The 18416-nt window shown below is 73.6% G+C and carries 17 protein-coding genes; 10 read left to right on the forward strand and 7 right to left on the reverse strand.

Annotated elements, in window-relative coordinates; genetic code table 11:
• Positions 1-603: 603 nt before the first annotated feature.
• Positions 604-1521: a DUF3027 domain-containing protein gene (locus tag CG740_RS26120; RefSeq protein WP_100577718.1), complete on the reverse strand. Its 918-nt coding sequence runs from the start codon at positions 1519-1521 to the stop codon at positions 604-606.
• Positions 1522-1838: 317 nt separating this feature from the next.
• Between CG740_RS26120 and CG740_RS26125 the strand changes: the two genes are divergently transcribed.
• From CG740_RS26125 to CG740_RS26140, 4 genes are all read left to right on the forward strand, one after another.
• Positions 1839-3260, forward strand: coding sequence for an MFS transporter (locus tag CG740_RS26125; protein ID WP_385021154.1), 1422 nt, complete (start codon positions 1839-1841; stop codon positions 3258-3260).
• Positions 3261-3388: 128 nt separating this feature from the next.
• A complete protein-coding gene (locus CG740_RS26130) occupies positions 3389-3880 on the forward strand; it encodes a DUF2771 domain-containing protein (protein ID WP_199846575.1) in 492 nt (163 codons plus the stop codon).
• A gap of 16 nt (positions 3881-3896) precedes the next feature.
• The gene (locus tag CG740_RS26135) at positions 3897-4628 is read left to right on the forward strand and encodes a futalosine hydrolase (protein WP_100577721.1); all 732 of its coding nucleotides are present in this window, start codon (positions 3897-3899) and stop codon (positions 4626-4628) included.
• Positions 4618-5469 carry a 1,4-dihydroxy-6-naphthoate synthase gene (locus CG740_RS26140; RefSeq protein ID WP_100577722.1) on the forward strand — a complete coding sequence of 284 codons (852 nt, stop codon included), beginning with the start codon at positions 4618-4620 and terminating at the stop codon, positions 5467-5469. Before CG740_RS26135 ends, CG740_RS26140 begins: the two co-directional genes overlap by 11 nt.
• Positions 5470-5481: 12 nt before the next feature.
• On the opposite strand, the gene CG740_RS41770 is transcribed toward CG740_RS26140, so the two are convergent.
• The gene (locus tag CG740_RS41770; RefSeq protein ID WP_100577723.1) at positions 5482-5865 is read right to left on the reverse strand and encodes a cold-shock protein; all 384 of its coding nucleotides are present in this window, start codon (positions 5863-5865) and stop codon (positions 5482-5484) included.
• Between the two features lie 136 nt (positions 5866-6001).
• Here CG740_RS41770 and CG740_RS26150 point away from each other — a divergent pair, with 136 nt between their 5' ends.
• Positions 6002-6289: a hypothetical protein gene (locus CG740_RS26150; RefSeq protein ID WP_234376505.1), complete on the forward strand. Its 288-nt coding sequence runs from the start codon at positions 6002-6004 to the stop codon at positions 6287-6289.
• Between the two features lie 58 nt (positions 6290-6347).
• On the opposite strand, the gene CG740_RS26155 is transcribed toward CG740_RS26150, so the two are convergent.
• Entirely contained in the window at positions 6348-6980 is a 633-nt protein-coding gene (locus tag CG740_RS26155) for an HAD family hydrolase (RefSeq protein ID WP_100577725.1), read from the reverse strand.
• Between the two features lie 140 nt (positions 6981-7120).
• Between CG740_RS26155 and CG740_RS26160 the strand changes: the two genes are divergently transcribed.
• Genes CG740_RS26160 through CG740_RS26175 form a run of 4 tightly spaced genes read left to right on the forward strand, consistent with a single transcriptional unit; the run spans position 7121 to position 11017 of the window.
• Entirely contained in the window at positions 7121-8131 is a 1011-nt protein-coding gene (locus CG740_RS26160) for a FecCD family ABC transporter permease (protein WP_100577726.1), read from the forward strand.
• 58 nt (positions 8132-8189) lie between these two features.
• Positions 8190-9257: a FecCD family ABC transporter permease gene (locus tag CG740_RS26165; protein ID WP_100577727.1), complete on the forward strand. Its 1068-nt coding sequence runs from the start codon at positions 8190-8192 to the stop codon at positions 9255-9257.
• Entirely contained in the window at positions 9258-10070 is an 813-nt protein-coding gene (locus CG740_RS26170; protein ID WP_100577728.1) for an ABC transporter ATP-binding protein, read from the forward strand.
• A complete protein-coding gene (locus CG740_RS26175; protein WP_100577729.1) occupies positions 10067-11017 on the forward strand; it encodes an ABC transporter substrate-binding protein in 951 nt (316 codons plus the stop codon). The genes CG740_RS26170 and CG740_RS26175 overlap by 4 nt, the downstream gene beginning before the upstream one ends.
• An 821-nt stretch (positions 11018-11838) precedes the next feature.
• Here the strand turns inward: CG740_RS26175 and CG740_RS26180 are convergent.
• Positions 11839-12954: a hypothetical protein gene (locus CG740_RS26180; RefSeq protein ID WP_100577730.1), complete on the reverse strand. Its 1116-nt coding sequence runs from the start codon at positions 12952-12954 to the stop codon at positions 11839-11841.
• 123 nt (positions 12955-13077) lie between these two features.
• On the opposite strand from CG740_RS26180, the gene CG740_RS26185 reads away from it, so the two are divergent.
• On the forward strand, positions 13078-15594 hold the full coding sequence (locus tag CG740_RS26185) for a helicase C-terminal domain-containing protein (RefSeq protein ID WP_100577731.1): 2517 nt from the start codon (positions 13078-13080) through the stop codon (positions 15592-15594).
• Between the two features lie 676 nt (positions 15595-16270).
• Here CG740_RS26185 and CG740_RS26190 read toward each other — a convergent pair.
• The 3 genes from CG740_RS26190 to CG740_RS39870 all read right to left on the reverse strand — a co-directional run bounded on the left by CG740_RS26190 (position 16271) and on the right by CG740_RS39870 (position 18312).
• Entirely contained in the window at positions 16271-17482 is a 1212-nt protein-coding gene (locus CG740_RS26190) for an SPFH domain-containing protein (protein ID WP_234376491.1), read from the reverse strand.
• Between the two features lie 11 nt (positions 17483-17493).
• Positions 17494-17745, reverse strand: coding sequence for a hypothetical protein (locus CG740_RS26195; RefSeq protein WP_100577732.1), 252 nt, complete (start codon positions 17743-17745; stop codon positions 17494-17496).
• 90 nt (positions 17746-17835) lie between these two features.
• A complete protein-coding gene (locus tag CG740_RS39870) occupies positions 17836-18312 on the reverse strand; it encodes a hypothetical protein (RefSeq protein ID WP_159030410.1) in 477 nt (158 codons plus the stop codon).
• Between the last annotated feature and the right edge of the window lie 104 nt (positions 18313-18416).

Below are 18416 nucleotides of genomic sequence, written 5' to 3' on the forward strand. Positions count from 1 at the left end.
GCGGCGCCCCGGGGCACGCTGGGGAACGCTGCGGATGCGCTGGGGCTTCGCCCCGGGCCCCGGGGGTTTTGCCCCTCCCCGCCCCTTCCCGTAACCCTCCGGGGGTGGAATGGGGGTGGCTTCCCAGGGGCTGCGCCCCGGGTCCCGTTTGTTTCGGGTGCGAATCGTGCGTGGCTGGTCGCGCAGTTCCCCGCGCCCCCAACCCCCTGTCGGCCTCGCACCGTGCGTGGTTGCTCGCGCAGTTCCCCGCGCCCCCAACCCCCTGTCGGCCTCGCACCGTGCGTGGTTGCTCGCGCCCCCAAAATCCGTTTTCGTCCGCGGGTCGTGGTCGCTTCTCGCGCAGTTCCCCGCGCCCCTAAAAGCCGGTGCTGGCCCGCATCGGCATCCTCAGCCCGTCCGGCGATTGAGGACGAGCGCCGTTCAGGCGCGAACGGGGGTTCGAGGGGCGCAGCCCCTCAGGGGGTCTGGGGCGCAGCCCCAGGGCTCAGCTGATCCAATCCGCTGCACGGGCGGGTGGGTGGGCAAGATGCCCGGGGTCTGGGGCGGAGCCCCAGGGGCCCGGGCTACGGGCGGGCGAACCCCCAGCGCCCCGCGGGGCCAGGGCTACGAGTGGCCCAGGTCTTCCGTGGGGTCCGGCGTCTCCGGGACCGAGCCGTCGCGGGCGGGACGGAGCGGCAGCGGGTCGGGACCGATCGTGTCCAGGACCGGCGCCGCCGGACGCGGCGGCTTCGGCATGACCGCAGCCTCCGAATGCCCCCCGCACCCGTAGTCGAGCGCCACGACACGCCCATCCGCCGGACCGAACTCATTCGCGCAGATCCCGAACGCCTGCGACAGCGACCCCGCGATCGGAACGAGGAACGCGCAGGACTCGCAGGAGGCCGGCGCCGCCTGCGCCATCGCGGTCTTCCCGCCGAAGGACTCCTCCCAGCGGTCGGCCGCCGCGTGCAGCCCGTACCGCGAGAGCACCCGCGCCCGCCGCATGCCGAGCTCGTCGGCGACGGCCGCGATGGAGCCGCGCGCGGTGCCGGCGGAGGCCGCGTCGGACCGGTCCGCCAGCTCGGCGTCCTCCGCGTCGACCCGCTCGGCCATCTCCTCGGAGACCGCCGAGTTCGGCGGCGGCACGTCCTCGCCGGTGTAGCCGGGTTCGAGCCGCAGGTCGTCGGCCTCCGTCGGAAGCAGGTCGCCGGGGCCCATGTCGCCGGGCCGCAGCCGCTCGCTCCACGGCACCCACTCGGGGGCCTGGAGGGCGTCGGGCCCGGGCAGCAGGACCGTCTCGTCGAGGGTGACCAGCTTGGCGCGGGAGGCCCGGGCCACCGTCACGGCCCAGCGCCAGCCCCGGTAGCCGGGTTCCTTGCACTCGAAGAAGTGCGTGACGACCCGGTCGCCCTCCGAGACGAGGGTCACGTGCTCGCCGACCACACCGGGCGCGGCGGCTTCCTCCGCCGCCTCGCGGGCTAGGTCGACCGCCTCGGCGCACAGGCGGTCAGGGGTACGGCTTCGCGTCGTCGCAGCACTCACAGGTCTCGCTTCTCTCCTACGCCGTCTCACGGGTGCGCCGGGGAGCCGAGTGCGTACGGGGCGGGCGGAGCGGACCAGGGGGCCGCGTCAACGTCCGCGCCCGGGCGATCAACTGCCCAGCGGCTGTCCAGTTCACTGACCAAGGGGGTCCCCCCTGCTCCGTATGAGCGTGGAGGCGCACCTTCTGCGACCCATTCTGCGGGATCGCGGAGAGGCGCGCGGCCTTGGGCAGCCGCGGGCGGCGCGCCTGTCACGCTACCCCCTTCGTGGCCCGCGGCCCACCTGCACGTCCGAATCCTGGTTCGGGTCGGACGGGGTTGGGGCACTATGGCGGGGTGGCAACCGCGAGGTCGTCAGGTTCTTCGGACGGGTCCGGCCGCCTGGGCAGGGCAGGGCGGGCGGTCGGTCGCGCCCTGCATCTGCCGTTCACGGGGACGGCGCGTTCGATCAGAAAAGCCACCCATGCGCACGGCGCCGGTGAGTCGGGCCTCGGCAAACTGATCGAGCTGCACGCGGTGAACGGCGCCGGCGACGTCATGATCACCGTGGCGCTCGCCTCGACCGTGTTCTTCTCCGTGCCGACCGACCAGGCGCGCGGCCGGGTGGCCCTCTACCTGGCGATCACGATGGCCCCGTTCACCCTCCTGGCGCCCGTCATCGGCCCCCTGCTCGACCGGATGCCGCACGGCCGGCGCGCCGCGATGGCCGGCGCGATGCTGGCCCGCGCGCTGCTCGCCCTGACCATGTCGGGCGCGGTCGCCACCGGCGGCCTGGAGCTCTACCCCGCAGCCCTCGGCGTGCTGGTCGCGTCGAAGGCGTACGGCGTGGTCAGAAGCGCCGTGGTGCCGCGTCTGCTGCCACCCCGCTTCTCCCTGGTGAAGGCGAACTCACGGGTCACCCTCGCCGGTCTGCTGGCCACCGGCGCCGCCGCCCCGATCGGTGCCGGGCTCTCCCGCATCGGGCCCGAGTGGCCGCTCTACGGGGCGTGCTGTGTCTTCCTGGGGGGTACGTTCCTGGCCTTCACGCTGCCCGCGAAGGTCGACTCGGCCAAGGGCGAGACGAAGGCACGCCTCTCCGACCGCCGCTCCGACCGACTCTCGGACCGTCTCACCGACCGCCTGTCGGACCGGGGCGGCCGCAAGCCCGGCCTGCGGACCGTCGGAGTGTCCGTGCAGAACGGTCTGTACGCCAACGCCGCGCTGCGCGCCCTGTCCGGGTTCCTGATCTTCTTCCTCGCGTTCCTGCTGCGCGAACACCCGCTGTCCGGGCAGAGCGCGGCCGTATCGCTCGGCATCGTCGGCGTCTCGGCGGGCATCGGCAACGCGCTCGGTACGGCGGTCGGCTCGCTCCTCAAGGCGCGCGGGCCCGAGGTGCTCATCGTGACGATGCTGACGATCGCGCTGGGCGCCGCCGTCCTGTCGGCCGCGTTCTTCAGCGGCGTGATGGTGGCCGTGCTCGGCGCCACGGCCGGGCTCACCCAGGCCCTGGCCAAGCTGTCCCTGGACGCGATGATCCAGCGCGATGTGCCCGAGGAGGTCCGCACCTCCGCGTTCGCCCGCTCGGAGACGTTCCTCCAGGTGGCGTGGGTCCTCGGCGGTGCCATCGGCATAGCGCTTCCGCTGAACGGGATCCTCGGCATGTCGGTGGCCGCGGGCCTGCTCGCGCTCGGCGCGGCCGTCTCGGTACGCGGCCTGCTCGGCGCGGCCCACCGCGGCACGCCCCACCCCCGGGTGGCCTGAGCCGCCGGGGACCGGGCGGGCACGTCGGCCGGCCCGCGCCACACCGCACGCCGCACCCCCGCGCGGCGTGGCTCGGGGCGACCGATAGCCTTCACTTCATGACCGTTGCCCCGCGGCGGAGCCGCACAATGTCACTTCATTCCGGTAGGGCCCGCCGGGCCGGCGCCGCACTCGCCGCCGCCTCCGCCGGACTCCTCGTCCTCTCCGCCTGCGACAAGCCGACGCCTCTCGCGACCGTGACGGTCGGCACCAACTCGGTCAACGCCGAGGCGTCCTGCCGCGGCGAGGACGGCAAGCCGCTCGCCGAGTCCAAGCTGACCGGCTGCCTCAGCGGCGTCAAGGACGCCAAGTCGATCGACTACGCGCCCGGCTCGACCCTGCGTCTGGGCGTCGACCCCAAGGTCGTCGAGAACGGCAGCAAGTGGATCGCGCTGCTCGACGGCAGCCCGATCACGGAGGCGTCCGCCCAGACCTACCGGAGCTTCCCCAACGCCGACGTCTTCGCCAGCGGCCAGGGCGGTGCCGCGCCGAAGGAGAAGAAGGTCAGCATCGTGCAGGTCGACAAGGACAACAAGCCCGAGTCGGTCTGGAGCTTCACGCTCAAGCGCACCAACTCCTGACGACCGGGCCTGCCTGATGCGCGTACTGGTCGTGACCGCGGTGGCGGCGGAGGCGGACTCCGTCGCCGCCGGCCTCGCGGTCGCCGGGTACGCGCCGCCCGTCGGCGAACACGTACGTCCCGACGGTACGCGCCCGCCGCTCACCCGCTGCCGTGCCGCAGGCCATGCCGTCGAGATCGACGTACTGCCCGTCGGCGTGGGCCCCGCGGCGGCCGCGGCCGGTACCGCCATCGCGCTCGCCCGCACCCCGTACGACCTGGTCGTGTCGGCCGGGATCGGCGGCGGCTTCCCCGGCGTCGCGCCGCTCGGCTCGCTCGTCGTCGCCTCGCACCTGATCGCGGCCGACCTGGGTGCCGGCTCCCCCGAGGGCTTCCTGCCCGTCAGCGAACTGGGCTTCGGCCGCGACCGGCTGGCCTCCCCGCACCGCCTGTGCCAGGACGCGGCCCGGGCCCTGGGTGCCCTCCCGGGGCCGGTCCTCACCGTCACCACCGCCACCGGCACCGCCGAGCGCGCCGCCGAACTCCTGGCCCGCCATCCGTCCGCCGCCGCCGAGGCGATGGAGGGCTTCGGTGTCGCCGAGGCTGCCGACCAGTACGGCCTGCCGGTCCTCGAAATCCGCGCGATCTCCAACTCCGTTGGCCCGCGCGACCGTTCGGCCTGGCGGATCGGCGACGCCCTCGCCGCCCTCACCGAAGCATTCGGGAAGCTACCCCCAGCATTGGAGAGTTGGACCTCGCATGAGCACTGAACCGGCGCTGAAGATCGCCTACTCTCCCTGCCCGAACGACACCTTCGTCTTCGACGCGTGGGCGCACGGCCGGGTGCCGGGCGCACCCGCACTCGACGTGACGTTCGCCGACATCGACATCACCAACGGCATGGCCGAGCGCGGGGAGTTCGACGTGCTCAAGGTGTCGTACGCGGTGCTGCCCTGGGTCCTCGACGAGTACGCGCTGCTGCCGTGCGGCGGCGCGCTCGGCCGGGGCTGCGGCCCGCTGGTCCTCACGCGCGAGCCCGGCATGGACCTCACGGGCCGGACCGTCGCCGTGCCCAGCGAGAAGTCGACGGCGTACCTGCTGTTCCGGCTGTGGGCCGCGGACGTAGTGCCGGGCGGGGTCGGCGAGGTCGTCGTGATGCCGTTCCACGAGATCATGCCCGCGGTGCGCGACGGCAAGGTGGATGCCGGACTCGTCATCCACGAGGCCCGCTTCACGTACCAGAACTACGGGCTGCACTGCCTCGCCGACATGGGCGAGCACTGGGAGTCGACCACCGGGCTGCCCATCCCGCTCGGCGCGATCATCGCCAAGCGCTCGCTGGGTGCGGACACGCTGCGCCTGCTCGCCGAGTCGGCCCGCACCTCCGTGCGGCTCGCCTGGGAGGACCCCGAGGCGTCCCGGGCGTACGTACTGGAGCACGCCCAGGAGATGGATCCGGCCGTCGCCGACCGCCACATCGGGCTGTACGTCAACGAGTTCACCGCCGACCTCGGCGAGGACGGCTACGCCGCGGTGCGGGGTCTGCTGACACGCGCCGCGGCCGAGGGGCTCGTACCGCCCCTCGGCCGCGATGCGCTGTCGTTCGCCTGAACCCCGACGGGGTCACACGTCCAGTTGGTCCGCCACCGCGCGCAGCAGGCCCGCGATCTTCTTGCCGGCGGCCTTGTCGGGGTAGCGGCCCTTCTCCAGCATGGGCGTGATGTTCTCCAGGACGGTGGTCAGGTCCTGCACGATGGAGGCCAGTTCGTCGGGCTTGCGGCGCTGGGCCGCGGCCACCGAGGGGGCCGGGTCGAGGACCGTCACCGACAGGGCCTGGTCGCCGCGCTGACCGGCGACGACGCCGAATTCGACGCGCTGACCGGGCTTGAGTGCGTCGACCCCGGCGGGGAGCACGGAGGAGTGGACGAAGACGTCGCCGCCGTCGTCGCGGGAGAGAAAGCCGAAGCCCTTCTCGCTGTTGAACCACTTGACCTTGCCGGTAGGCACGTCTGTCCTCGTCCTCGTACTCGTCGTTGTGTGCGGGGGCGCCGAAAACGGCTCTGGATAGCACGACAGCGGGTCGCCTTCCGACCCGCCGACACCAAGGCTAATGGTCCAGGGGCAGCTGACAAGACGTCCCGGCCTGTCCTTACGAGCAGGGAACTACCCTGGCGGGGTGAGTACCGAAACCCAGGCCAGGACCGACCGCGACGCCCTCACCACCGGTGATCGGCTGGTTCGCGTCGGCGTCGTCGTGTTCTTCGTCGGCGCGCTCGCCACACTGGTCACCGTGGCACCGCTGTTCCTGCACACCGCCCCGTTCCCGTCCGTCGCCTATCTGGTCTGCATGCTGATGGGCGTCGGCTTCCTGATCGCGGGGGCGGGCGTGCTGCTCACCATCGGGGAGCAGCGCCGCCGGGCCCGCGTCTGACCGGGCCGGAAGCCCACCCGAACCGGCCGGTCCCGTACGCGAGTACGAGGCCCGGCTGTCAAGCACGTTCGGCGGCGTAACCCTTCAACCAGGCCGGAAATGACGTCAGATCGTCCAGGACGACATCGGCGCCGGCCTCGCGCAGCTCCGCCGCGCCGATCGGTCCGGTCGGCACGCCGACGGACAGGGCGCCCGCGGCCCGCGCGCCGAGTACATCGCCGAGGTGGTCGCCGACGTATATGGCCGCGCCGTGCTCGCGCAGCGCCGTCGCCTTGCCCTCCGCCCACAGCCCGCCGACGACCTCGTCGGGGGTGATGCCGAGGTGGTCCAGGTGCAGCCGGGCCTGGGGCGCGTTCTTGGCGGTGACGACGACGGCCCGCCCGCCGAGTTCCTGCACCGCGCGCACCGCGTCGGCGGCGCCGGGCAGCGCGGGGGTGGGCAGGATCGCGCGTGTGGGGTAGATCTCACGGTAGGCGAGGACCATCGCCGCGATCTGCTCCTCGGGGAACCAGTGCCGCAGCTCCCAGTCGAGCGGCGGCCCGAGTCGGCTGACGGCCTGGTCGGCGTCGATGAACGTCCCGGTCCTGGCGGAAAGCTCCTGGTAGACGGCGTGGATGCCGGGTCGCGAGTCGATCAGGGTCATGTCGAGGTCGAAGCCGACCGTGGGTGCGTCGAGGGGCATGAAGGCCATTGTGCCCAGACGGGCGGCGGAACCGGCCCCCTAGACTGGCCCGGTAGTTAGCCAAGCCTTACCGAAGCCGGCCCGCCGAGGTCAGACCTCGTCGGAGCCGGCCTCACCGAACTCTCGAAACGTCGACCGTGATGGGCCTTATGCCAGCCGCCGCACCCCGCCGGACCAGACGCGTGCTCGCGACGGCGGCGGCCGTCGCGGCGCTCCTGGTCGCCGTCCTGCTCTCGCTCGCCGTGGGCGCGCGCCAGATCCCGCCGTCGGAGGTGCTCGACGCGCTGTTCGGCGGCGCGCACACGCCCAACGCCGAGGTCGTCCGCGAACTGCGGGTGCCGCGCACCCTGATCGGCCTGATGGTCGGCGCCGCCCTCGCGGTCGCGGGCACCGTCCTCCAGGGCATCACCCGCAACCCCATCGCCGACCCCGGCATCCTCGGCATCAGCCAGGGCGCCTCGGTCGGGGTGGTCCTGGCGATCGCGTTCCTCGGCGTGCACACGCTGACCGGGTACGTGTGGTTCGCGTTCGCGGGCGCGGGCATCGCCTCCGTCGTGGTGTACGCCATCGCCTCCAGCGGGCGCGGCGGTGCGACCCCGGTGAAACTCGCGCTCGGCGGGGCCGCGATCAACGCGCTGCTCGTGTCCGTGACGATGGGCGTGCTCACCACGAAGGCCGCGGCGCTCGACGAGTTCCGCTTCTGGCAGGTCGGTTCGCTCGCCGGCCGCGATGCCCAAGTCGCCCACCAGATCTGGCCGTTCCTGCTCGTCGGGGTCGTCCTGGTCGCCTGGGTGGCGCGCGGCCTCGACGCGCTCGCGCTCGGCGAGGACGTCGCGAAGGGCCTCGGCCAGAACGTCGCCACGGTCCGCGTCCTGGGCGGCATCGGGGCGACCGTCCTGACCGGCGTCGGGGTGGCGGCGGCCGGGCCGATCGCCTTCATCGGCCTCGCGATCCCGCACATCGCCCGCGCCATCGTGGGCAGCGACCACCGCTGGGTGCTGCCGATGGCGGCGCTCGTGGGCCCGGTGATGCTGCTCGTGGCCGACACCGCCGGCCGGATCGTGTTCCCGCCGAGCGAGATCCCGGCGGGCGTGATGACCGCCCTGATCGGCGTGCCGTTCCTGGTCACGCTGGTCCGCAGGAAGGCGGTGCCGGCATGAGCGGCACCGAAGCACTCGACCCGCAGGCCCCCCGGCCCCTCGCGAAGGCGGTCCCCGCATGAGCGCCCTCTCCTCGGCCGGGCCGCGCGTACGCCCCGCCGGATACGCCGTCGTGCGGGCCGGCCGGGCCGCCTTCCTGCTGCACCGCAGGGCGGCGGCGGTGGGCGGCTGCCTCCTCGCCCTGCTGGCCGCGCTCTGCGTCGCCTACCTCTGCGTCGGCGAGAGCTTCGTGCCGCCCGGCGACGTGCTCAAGGTGCTGACCGGCCAGGACTCGGACGCCGAACTCGTCGTCAACACCCTGCGGCTGCCCCGCATGGTGGTGGGCCTGATGGTCGGCGCCGCGTTCGGCATCGCGGGCGGACTCATCCAGACCGTCGCCCGCAACCCGCTGGCCAGCCCCGACATCATCGGCATCAGCCAGGGCGCCTCCGCGCTGACCGTGGGCGCGATGACGTTCGGCGTCACCTCGTACACCGTGCTGCCGTATCTGTCCGTCGTCGGCGGAATTCTGGCGGCGGCGCTCGTGTACGTCTTCGCCTGGCGCGGCGGGCTGCACGCCACGCGCTTCGTCCTGATCGGCATCGGCTTCGCGATCGCGCTGCGCTCGATCACCACCCTGTTCATGACCAAGGGCGACTATCTGGTCGCCCAGCAGGCCCAGATCTGGATGACCGGCTCGCTCAACGGGCGCGGCTGGGACGAGGCCGCGCCGCTCGGCTGGGTGCTGCTCGCGCTGGTGCCGGCCGTGCTGTGGGCGGCCCGCGCCCAGCGCACGGTCTCCCTCGACGACGACACCGCGACCGCGCTCGGCGTGCGGCTCGGGCGGGTGCGGCTCGGCCTGGTCGTGATCGGCGTGATCCTGGCGTCGGTCGCCACCGGCGCGGCCGGGCCGGTCGACTTCGTGGCGCTGCTCGCGCCGCAGATCGCCCGACGGATGACCCGTACCGCCCAAATACCCTTGTTCTGCTCGGCGTTGACGGGCGCGGTGATCGTCGTGCTCGCCGATCTGCTCGCCCGCAAGCTGTTCTCGCCGACCGAGCTGCCGGTGGGCGTGCTCACCGCCGTGATCGGCGCCCCGTATCTGATCTGGCTGATCGTGCGCAGCCGTACGACTGGAGGAAAGTAGATGACCAGCCGGCTGACGGCCCGTGAGCTGACCCTCGCCTATGAGGACCGGACCGTCGTGCACGGCCTCGACCTCGCGGTGCCGGACGGGCGGGTGACGGTGATCGTCGGCCCCAACGCCTGTGGAAAGTCGACCACGTTGCGCGCGCTGGGCCGCCTGCTCAAGCCGCGGGGCGGCGCGGTGCTCCTCGACGGTACGGAGCTGGCGCGCATCCCCACCAAGCGGATCGCCCAGGCGATCGGCCTGCTTCCGCAGTCGCCCGTGGCGCCGGAGGCGATCACCGTGGCCGACCTGGTCTCGCGCGGACGCCAGCCGCACCAGCACTGGTGGCAGCAGTGGTCGGACGCGGACGAGCGGGCGGTCACCGACGCGATGGACCGCACGGACGTGACGGCCCTCGCCGACCGCCCGGTCGACGAGCTGTCGGGCGGCCAGCGCCAGCGGGTGTGGATCGCGATGGCCCTGGCCCAGGAGACGGACGTCCTCCTGCTCGACGAGCCGACGACCTATCTGGACATCTCCCATCAGGTCGAAGTCATGGACCTGGTACGGCAGTTGAACCACGAGCGGGGCCGTACGGTGGTGATGGTCCTGCACGATCTCAACCAGGCCGCGCGGTACGCCGACCACCTCGTGGCGATGAAGGCGGGGCGGATCGTCGCCGAGGGGCGCCCCGAGGAGGTGGTGACGGCGGAACTCGTACGCGAGGTGTTCGGCCTGGACTCGGTGGTGGTCCCGGACCCGGTGACGGGCTCGCCCCTGGTGGTGCCCGGCGCCCCCTACGCACCCCCGAAGGAGAGGATTCCCGGATGACCCTTCCCCGCCGTGGCGTGCTGCTCGGCGCGCCGGTGCTGGCACTGGCGGCCTGCACGCCGTCGGGCCGCTCCAACTCCCCTGCCGAGGGCGGCAGTTCACATGTCATGAAGACCGTGATGGGAGACGTACGGGTCACGTCCCGTCCGGAGCGGGTCGTCGTCCTCGACACGGCGGAACTCGACTCGGCGATCACGCTCGGCGTCCGCCCGGTCGGCGCGACGCACACGGACGCCGCCTCCGGGTTCCTCGACTACCTCCCCAAGGACCGGCTCGCCGGGATCAGGGACGTGGGCGCGATGTTGAACCCCGGCCTGGAGTCCGTCGCGGCGCTGAAGCCGGACCTGATCCTGACCAGCAAGGTGCGGCACGGGGACAAGTACGGGGATCTGTCGAAGATCGCGCCGACGGTGATGACGGAGTCCACGGGCTACCCCTGGAAGCAGAACTTCCAGGTGCACGCACAGGCGCTGGGGCGGGTGTCCGAGGCGGCGCGGGTGACGGCCGCATACGGTTCGCGGGTACGGGAGTTGACCGCGCGGCTCGGCGGCCCCGCCAAGGCGGCGGCACTGAAGGTGAACGTCGTACGGTTCGTCGAGGGCGCGGACATCCGCATCTACGAGCGGCAGAACTTCATCGCGACGATCCTGGCGGACGTGGGCCTCGGGCGGCCGGCGGTCGTCGACCAGGCGAAGGGCGGGTTCGCGTACGAGGTGAGCCCCGAGCGGATCGATCTCGCGGCGGCGGACGTGATCTTCTACGCGACGTACGGCGACCCGGGGAAGGCGGGGGCGCCCCGGACGCTGGCCGGCTCCCTGTGGAAGGGGTTGGCCGCGGTGCGGGCGGGGCGGGCGCACGGGGTGGACGACCAGCTCTGGATCCAGGGCATCGGTTACACCGCTGCCGATCAAGTGCTGCGTGAACTTGCCGAGTTGCTCCCGCGCTGACGTCCCTGGGGGGGTTGCCTGCCCACCCACCCGCCCGTTACCCGGGGTTGGTAGGCCCCGGGCCCCCCTGGGGCTCCGCCCCAGACCCCGGGAGGCTTGCCCACCCTCCCCCAAGCTCTTAATGAGCAGGGGGGACCCCCATCCCGTGCGGCGGGGTTGAAGGGCTCGGGCCCTGGGGCTGCGCCCCAGACCCCCTGAGGGGCTGCGCCCCTCGAACCCCCGTCGCGCCTGAACGGCGCTCGTCCTCAAACGCCGGACAGGCTGAGGATGCCGATGCGGGCCAGCACCGAGGCATTCGGGGCCACCTACAGGGGCGCGAGGAACTGCGCGAGAAGCGACCACGACCCGCGGACGAAAACGGATCTTTGGGGGCGCGGGGAACGGCGCGAGAAGCGGCCACGGTCCGCAGACGGAAACGGGTTGGGGGCGCGAGGAACTGCGCGACCAACCACGCACGGTGCGAGGCCGACAGAGGGTTAGGGGCGCGGGGAACTGCGCGACCAACCACGCACGGTGCGAGGCCGACAGAGGGTTAGGGGCGCGGGGAACTGCGCGACCAACCACGCACGGTGCGAGGCCGACAGGGGGTTGGGGGCGCGGGGAACTGCGCGACCAGCCACGCACGGTCCGCACCCGAAACAAACGGGGCCCGGGGCGCAGCCCTTGGGAAGCCACCCCCATTCCACCCCCGGAGGGTTACGGGAAGGGGCGGGGAGGGGCAAAACCCCCGGGGCCCGGGGCGAAGCCCCAGCGCACCCCGGCCAGCCGGACCGCCCTCCCCGGCACCACAAGGCGGAGCCCCCGCACACCCGCCCACCCCCTCAGCGCACGCCCCGCTGAGACCGCCAGACCAGGAACGACGCCGACCCCACCGCCGCGATCCGGATCAGCCACGGCCACATCCCCGACAGGGCAACCCCCATCTCGCCCTGGGCGATCGGATCGCCCCAGCGGCCGTCCTGGCGGCCCCAGAGCCACACCAAGCCCCCCACCAGCGTGAGGCCGGGCACCCCGAAGACCGCCCACTTCGACTCCGCGGGGGTCAGCCGCCGGGACGCGTACGCCAGGAGCCAGCCCGCGCCCAGAGCCAGCCACAGGCCGAACAGCGCGCCCGCCACGAGCAGCGCCGCCGCGAGGAGCAGGAGGGGGTTCGACAGCGCGGCGGCCCGGCTCCTGGCGGGGCGGCGCAGACGCAGGCGGCGGCGCCGCAGAGGGGGCGCCTCGACGAGATCGACGTCCTCCGAGCCATCCTTGCTCTTGCCCTTGCCCTCGGCATCGCCCTCGCCCTCGCCATCCGCGTCCCCGTCCGCATCCCCCTCCCCCTCCTCGTCCTCGTCCTCCACCGGCGGCCGCAGTATCTCCGGGATCTCGACCCCGCCGACGAACCCCGCGACGGAGTCGCCCCCGAGCGGGCCGGGCGGCCCCAGCCGCCACCAGTCGGGCTCGTCGCCCTGGCGGCCGAGTTCGTCCATCCCGGCGAGGTGCGGCGGCGCCGGGACCGAGGGCGCGGGAGGCTCCTCCGCCACCTCACGCCGACGCGGCCGCGGCACGCGTTTGGTCCGCCCCGGGAAGAGCCGGTCCCGCTGGACCGGCACAGCCCGCTCCGAGGCGGGCGACCGCTCCGGGACGGCGTACGACGCGCCGGAAGAGGAACCGGATGAAGAGGAAGGCGCCGCGGGAGGGGAGGGCGCGCCCAGGTCGAGGCCCGCGCCGGAGGCGGCCCGTTCCACCAGCTCCTCCGGCGTGCCGAACCGCCCGAGCACCCGCCGTACCGTCGCCGGGGTTTCCGTCCCGTACTTCGCCCGCTGCCGGTCGATCTCGTTGCGCAGCGACGACACCAGGCGCCTCCGGTCCCCGGAGGGCAGTTGCCGCTGTTGGGCCAGGTCGCCGACCCGGCTCAGATAGTCGTAGACCAGCTGGTCGCTCTCGATCCCCACGCGCGTTTCCCCTCCGCGAGCCCGCCCCGCGGCCACCTGCGAGCCGCCGTCCGCCGGTCCGGTCGCGTTTCGGACCCCGGCTACGGGTCCTGACGGTAGCGCGCACGGGCTACCGTGGGGCGGATGGGGACCGGCGAGCGCAATCAGGAGGCGCACGTGCCCGAAGGATCGACCGGCGCTACGGACAGAGCTGACGCGGCAGCGCGCACCGCCGCCTCGGCACCCCGTACCCTCGCCGAGTCCCTGCGCGCCCGCCCCGACGAATCCCTCGCCGCGCTGCTGCGGACCCGCCCCGATCTGCTCAGCCCGGTGCCGGGCGACCTCACGCAGCTGGCCACCCGGGCCGGCACCCGGGCCTCCGTCGTCCGGGCCCTGGAGCGGCTGGACACGTTCGCGCTCCAGACCGCGCAGGTCCTCGCGGTGGCCCCGGACCCGGCACCGTACGACGCCGTACGCGAGCTGCTCGCCGGGGACGACGGCGACCCGGAGGTCGAGGCCGCGCTGCCCGGCGCGCTCGCCGCGCTGCGCGAACAGGCCCTGGTGTGGGGCGGCGACGACCGGCTGCGCCTGGTGCGCACCGCCCGCGAACTGCTCGCGCCCTCCCCCACGCATCCCTCGCCCACCGGTCTCGGCCCGACCGTCGCCGAGGCGACCTCGGGGATGTCGCCGGGGCGCGTCCAGGAGATCCTCCAGGCCGCCGGGCTCCCGGCCACGCACGATCCGGTGTCCGCGGTCGCCGCGCTGACCGCGCTGTTCACCGACCGCACGCGGATGGCGGAGCTGCTCGACAGCGCTCCGGCCGGCGCATTGACCGTCCTGGACCGTCTGGTGTGGGGCCCGCCGTACGGCGAGGTGTCCGCCGATCCGCCGCCCCCGGTGCGCTGGCTGCGCGACCACGGCCTGCTGCTCCCGGCGACCGCGCGCACCCTGGTGCTGCCGCGCGAGGTCGCCCTGCATCTGCGCGCCGGGCGCGCGCACCGCACCACCGAACCGGTGCCGCCCGCCGTCGCGCCGCTGCGCGAGTACCGTCCACAGGTTGTGGACGCGACCGCCGCGGGCCAGGCGTTCACCGCGCTCACCACCGTCGAGGACCTGCTCGCCGAATGGAACGAGGGCGGCCCCGCCGTGCTGCGCGCCGGCGGTCTGTCCGTACGGGACCTCAAGCGCACCGCGACCGCCCTGGACAGCAGCGAGCCGATCGCCGCGTTCTGGCTCGAACTCGCTTACGCGGCAGGCCTGTTGGCGTCCGACGGCGAGGCGGACGAGCGCTATGCGCCGACCCCCGAGTACGACGACTGGCTGGAGCTGCCGCCCGCCGAACGCTGGTCCCGGCTCGCCGTGGCCTGGCTGGGCGCCACCCGTACCGCCGGGCTCGTCGGCGAACAGGACGCCAAGGGCCGCACCCTCGCCGCGCTCGGCCCCGACCTCGACCGCTCGCCGGCGCCCGAGGTCCGCCGCCGCGTACTGACCCTGCTCACCACGCTGCCCGAGGCCACCTCGCCCGACCCCGCGTCGCTGCTCGCCCGGCTGCGCTGGGAGCACCCGGCCCGCAGCGGACCCGAGGACCTGCGCTCGCGGCTCGCCCAATGGGCCCTGTCCGAGGCCGAGTTGATCGGTGTGACCGGCCGGGGCGCGCTCACCACGCACGGCCGCACGCTGCTGGCCCCGGCCGCCGGCCCGGCCGAACGCGGGGCACTCGGCGTGCTCGCCGCGCAGGCGCTCGCCCCGCACCTGCCCGAACCCGTCGACCACGTCCTGCTCCAGGCGGACCTGACGGCGGTCGCGCCGGGGCCGCTGCGGCGTCCGCTGGCGGCCATGCTGGGGGTGCTCGCGGACATCGAGTCCAAGGGCGGCGCGACGGTCTACCGCTTCACGGCGGGCTCGGTGCGCCGCGCACTCGACGCCGGGCAGACCGCCTCCGACCTGCAAGCCTTCCTGACCGAGCACAGCCGTACGCCGGTGCCGCAGCCGCTCAGCTACCTCATCGACGACGTGGCCCGCAGACACGGGCACCTGCGGGTGGGCGCCGCTTCGGCGTACGTACGCTGCGACGACGAGGCGATGCTGGGCGAGATCCTGGCCGACCGGCGCAGCCAGGCCCTGCGCCTGCGCCGGCTCGCCCCGACGGTCCTGGCCACCACGGCCGAGCCGGGCGCGCTGCTCGACGGGCTGCGTTCGATGGGCTACGCCCCGGCCGCCGAATCCGCCGAGGGCGACGTCCTGATCACCCGTGCCGACGCCCGCCGCACCCCGCGCCGCACGGCCCCCGTGCCGGTCCCGGACGGGCCGCCGCTGCCCGACGAGACACTGCTCGACGCGGCGGTACGGGCGATCCGGGCGGGGGACACGGCGGCCACGGTCGTCCGCAAGGACCAACCCGAGACGGCCCGCACGGACGGCTCGCTCCCGCGCACCTCACCGGCGGAGACGCTGGCTACGGTGCAGGCGGCGGCGATGACGGGCTCGGCGGTGTGGATCGGCTACGTCAACGCGGAGGGCTCCGCCAGTCAGCGGGTCATCGCGCCGGTGCGGGTGGAGGGCGGGTTCGTCACCGCGTACGACCACACGGCGGACGAGGTTCGTACGTATCCGCTCCACCGCATCACCGGCGTGGCCGAACTCGCCGACGACCCGGCGTAACCCCTCCAGGGGCTTGCCCCCTCTCTGCCCCCGGGCTGAACCCCGGCTCCCCGGGGCTCCGCCCCAGACCCCGGCGGATCTACCCACCCACCCGCCCGTATGCCCAGGGTTGGAGAGGCCCGACCCCTGGGGCTCCGCCCCAGACCCCGTTCGCGCCTAAAGGGCGCTCGTCCTCAAACGCCGGACCGGCTGAAATGCCCGGTGCGGGCCCGCACCAAGGCTTTTAGGGGCGCGGGGAACTGCGCGAGAAGCGATCACGGTCCGCAGACGGAAACGGGGTTGGGGGCGCGGGGAACTGCGCGACCAGCCACGCACGGCCCGCAGACGGAAACGGGGTTGGGGGCGCGGGGAACTGCGCGACCAGCCACGCACGGCCCGCAGACGGAAACGGGGTTGGGGGCGCGGGGAACTGCGCGACCAGCCACGCACGGCCCGCAGACGGAAACGGGGTTGGGGGCGCGGGGAACTGCGCGACCAGCCACGCACGGCCCGCAGGCGAATCAGGGGCCCGGCGCGCAGCCCCGGAAGGTCGCCCACGCCGCCCTTCACCCCCGGAGGGTTGCGGGAAGGGGCGGGGAGGGGCCAAATCCCCGGGGCCTGGGGCAGAGCCCCAGCAGCCCACACCCGCCCGGCCGCCCGGCCGCCCGGCCGCCCGGCCGCCCGGCCGCCCAACGAGCTAGTCGATGTCGACCGAACCGTCCCGCTTAGAGGGGCCGTCGCCGGACCCCGATCCCGACCCCGACCCCGATCCCGACAGCAGCCCCGGCAGGGACAGCTGAGCCGGGCCCTTGGAGTCGCGGTCGCCCGAACCGCCGCCGAGGTTCTGCCGGACGGAGTCGAGGATCGTCAGGCCCTGCCCGACGAGCCCGGCCGCGATCTCGCCCAACCCGTCCGCCCCGTTCAGGACGTTGACGTTCGCCCCCGCCAGACCCCCCGCCGCTTCCTTCACGATCAGCGGCAGCTGGTCGATCAGCATCCGGTCGAGCGCGACGCGGTCGTAGGACGCCGCCGCCTCCGCCTGGATCTTCATCCGCTCGGCCTCGGCGATCGCGAGCACCTTGATGCGCTCGGCCTCGGCCTGCGCCGGCTTCACGATCTCCGCGACGAGCTGCTGCTGGCGGAGCTCGGCCGCGCGCTGGGCCAGTTCGGTCTGCGCGAGGAGCACCTCCTGCTGGGCGTGCGCCTGGGCGAGCGGGCCGGCCTGCGCGGCCTGCGCCTGCGCACGGTCGACCTCCGCCGAGTACTCCGCCTTCACGACCGCCGTCTGCCGCGCGTACTCCGCCTGGTTGCGCGCCGCGACCTGCTCCGCCTCGACCGAGGCCTGCGTGGCCTGCGCCTGCGCGACCTGCGCGGCCCGCTGGATCGCGGCCTTGTGCGGCGCGGACATCGCGTCGATGTAGCCGACGTCGCCGTCGTCGATGGACTGGATCTGGAGCGAGTCGACGATGAGGCCGATCTTCGCCATCTCGGTCTTGGAGGTCTCCAGGACCTCCGCCGCGAGCTTCTGGCGCTCGGTGACGATCTCCTCGACGGTCATCGAGCCGATGATGGACCGCAGGTGACCGGCGAAGATCCGGCCGGTCAGGACCGACATCTGGTCCTGGTCGGACAGGAAGCGCTGGCCGGCGTTCACGATGGACTCGGTGTCGTTGCCGACCTTGAACGCGATCACGGCGCGCACGTGCAGCGCGATGCCCTGCTTGGTCACGCACGTCTCGGTGACCTCGGCCTCGCACATCGACAGCGTGAGGAAGCGGGTCTTGCGGAAAATCGGCAGGACGAACTTGCCGTGGCCGGTCACTACGCGGAACGGGGCGCCCCCGAGTCCGCGCCTGCCACCCGAGATCAGCATTGCCTCGTCGGGGGCGGGCACCCGGTAACCGAACATCCTTTGTCTCCTTAGCCGGCGTCGGCGGTGAAACCGCCCAACGCATCCAACGGATCGGCCCACTCGATGACGTCCACCTGGCGAGTGCCACGGGAACCGATCACGAGCACGGTCGCCCCTCTCGGCAGGGGCTCCTCCGACCAGGCGAGGAATGCCTCCGTGCCACCTCTGACGCTCACCACGACCTCACCGGGTCCGGCGGTTCCACGAGTGGCCACGTGCAGCACCCCGGGGCAGCCGACGACGTCGTTGTCCTGTTCCACGGCCTGGCGCCCCCCATCGTTCTGGTCCTGGATTCCAGACCTTAGACCTGCCGGGATCACCCGCCTATGGTCGGGCCACCCCGTGTTGGCCTACCCCTCCAGGGTCCCACCGCAGAGCAGCACGAAGAACATCAACAGGAGCATCAGACCCAAGGCCGCGATCTTCGAGAACAGGACGGCCGCGCCCGCGCCCGTCACCCCCAGACCGATCCGCGCCGGCCGCAGGTTCCGCCGGTGCGGAAGCAGCCAGCTCACGGTGACCAGCACGGCCGGCACCGCGTAGCAGAACGCCGTCTTGGCCGGTCCGGACATCCCCGTCCCGGCCAGCACCGAGAGGTCCAGCCCCGCGCACAGCACCAGCACGACCGTGGACACGGCGGGCGCCACCCACCACCGGCCGTCGGGCCCGACATCACGAATGCCACCCCCGCCAACGGCACCACGGCCGCCCACGAAGCCCCCGAAGCCCCCGAAGCCACTGGCGCTCTGCGCCCATCCCCCGGCCGAGGCCTCCCGGTAGGCGTACGGGTTCCGGTTCCGCCGCGTCTGATTCCCCTGCGTCGTCATGCCCCCATCCCACCCGCCGCCCCCGCCCCACCGGCACCGTCCGCCTACTCATCCGGCCTGCGCCCCGTACTCACCGCGTTCGGATCCGGTGCGCGCCCCACCGG

This window comes from Streptomyces sp. CB01201 (genome assembly GCF_002803085.1).
In the GTDB taxonomy this organism is placed as follows: Bacteria; Actinomycetota; Actinomycetes; order Streptomycetales; family Streptomycetaceae; genus Streptomyces; species Streptomyces hundungensis.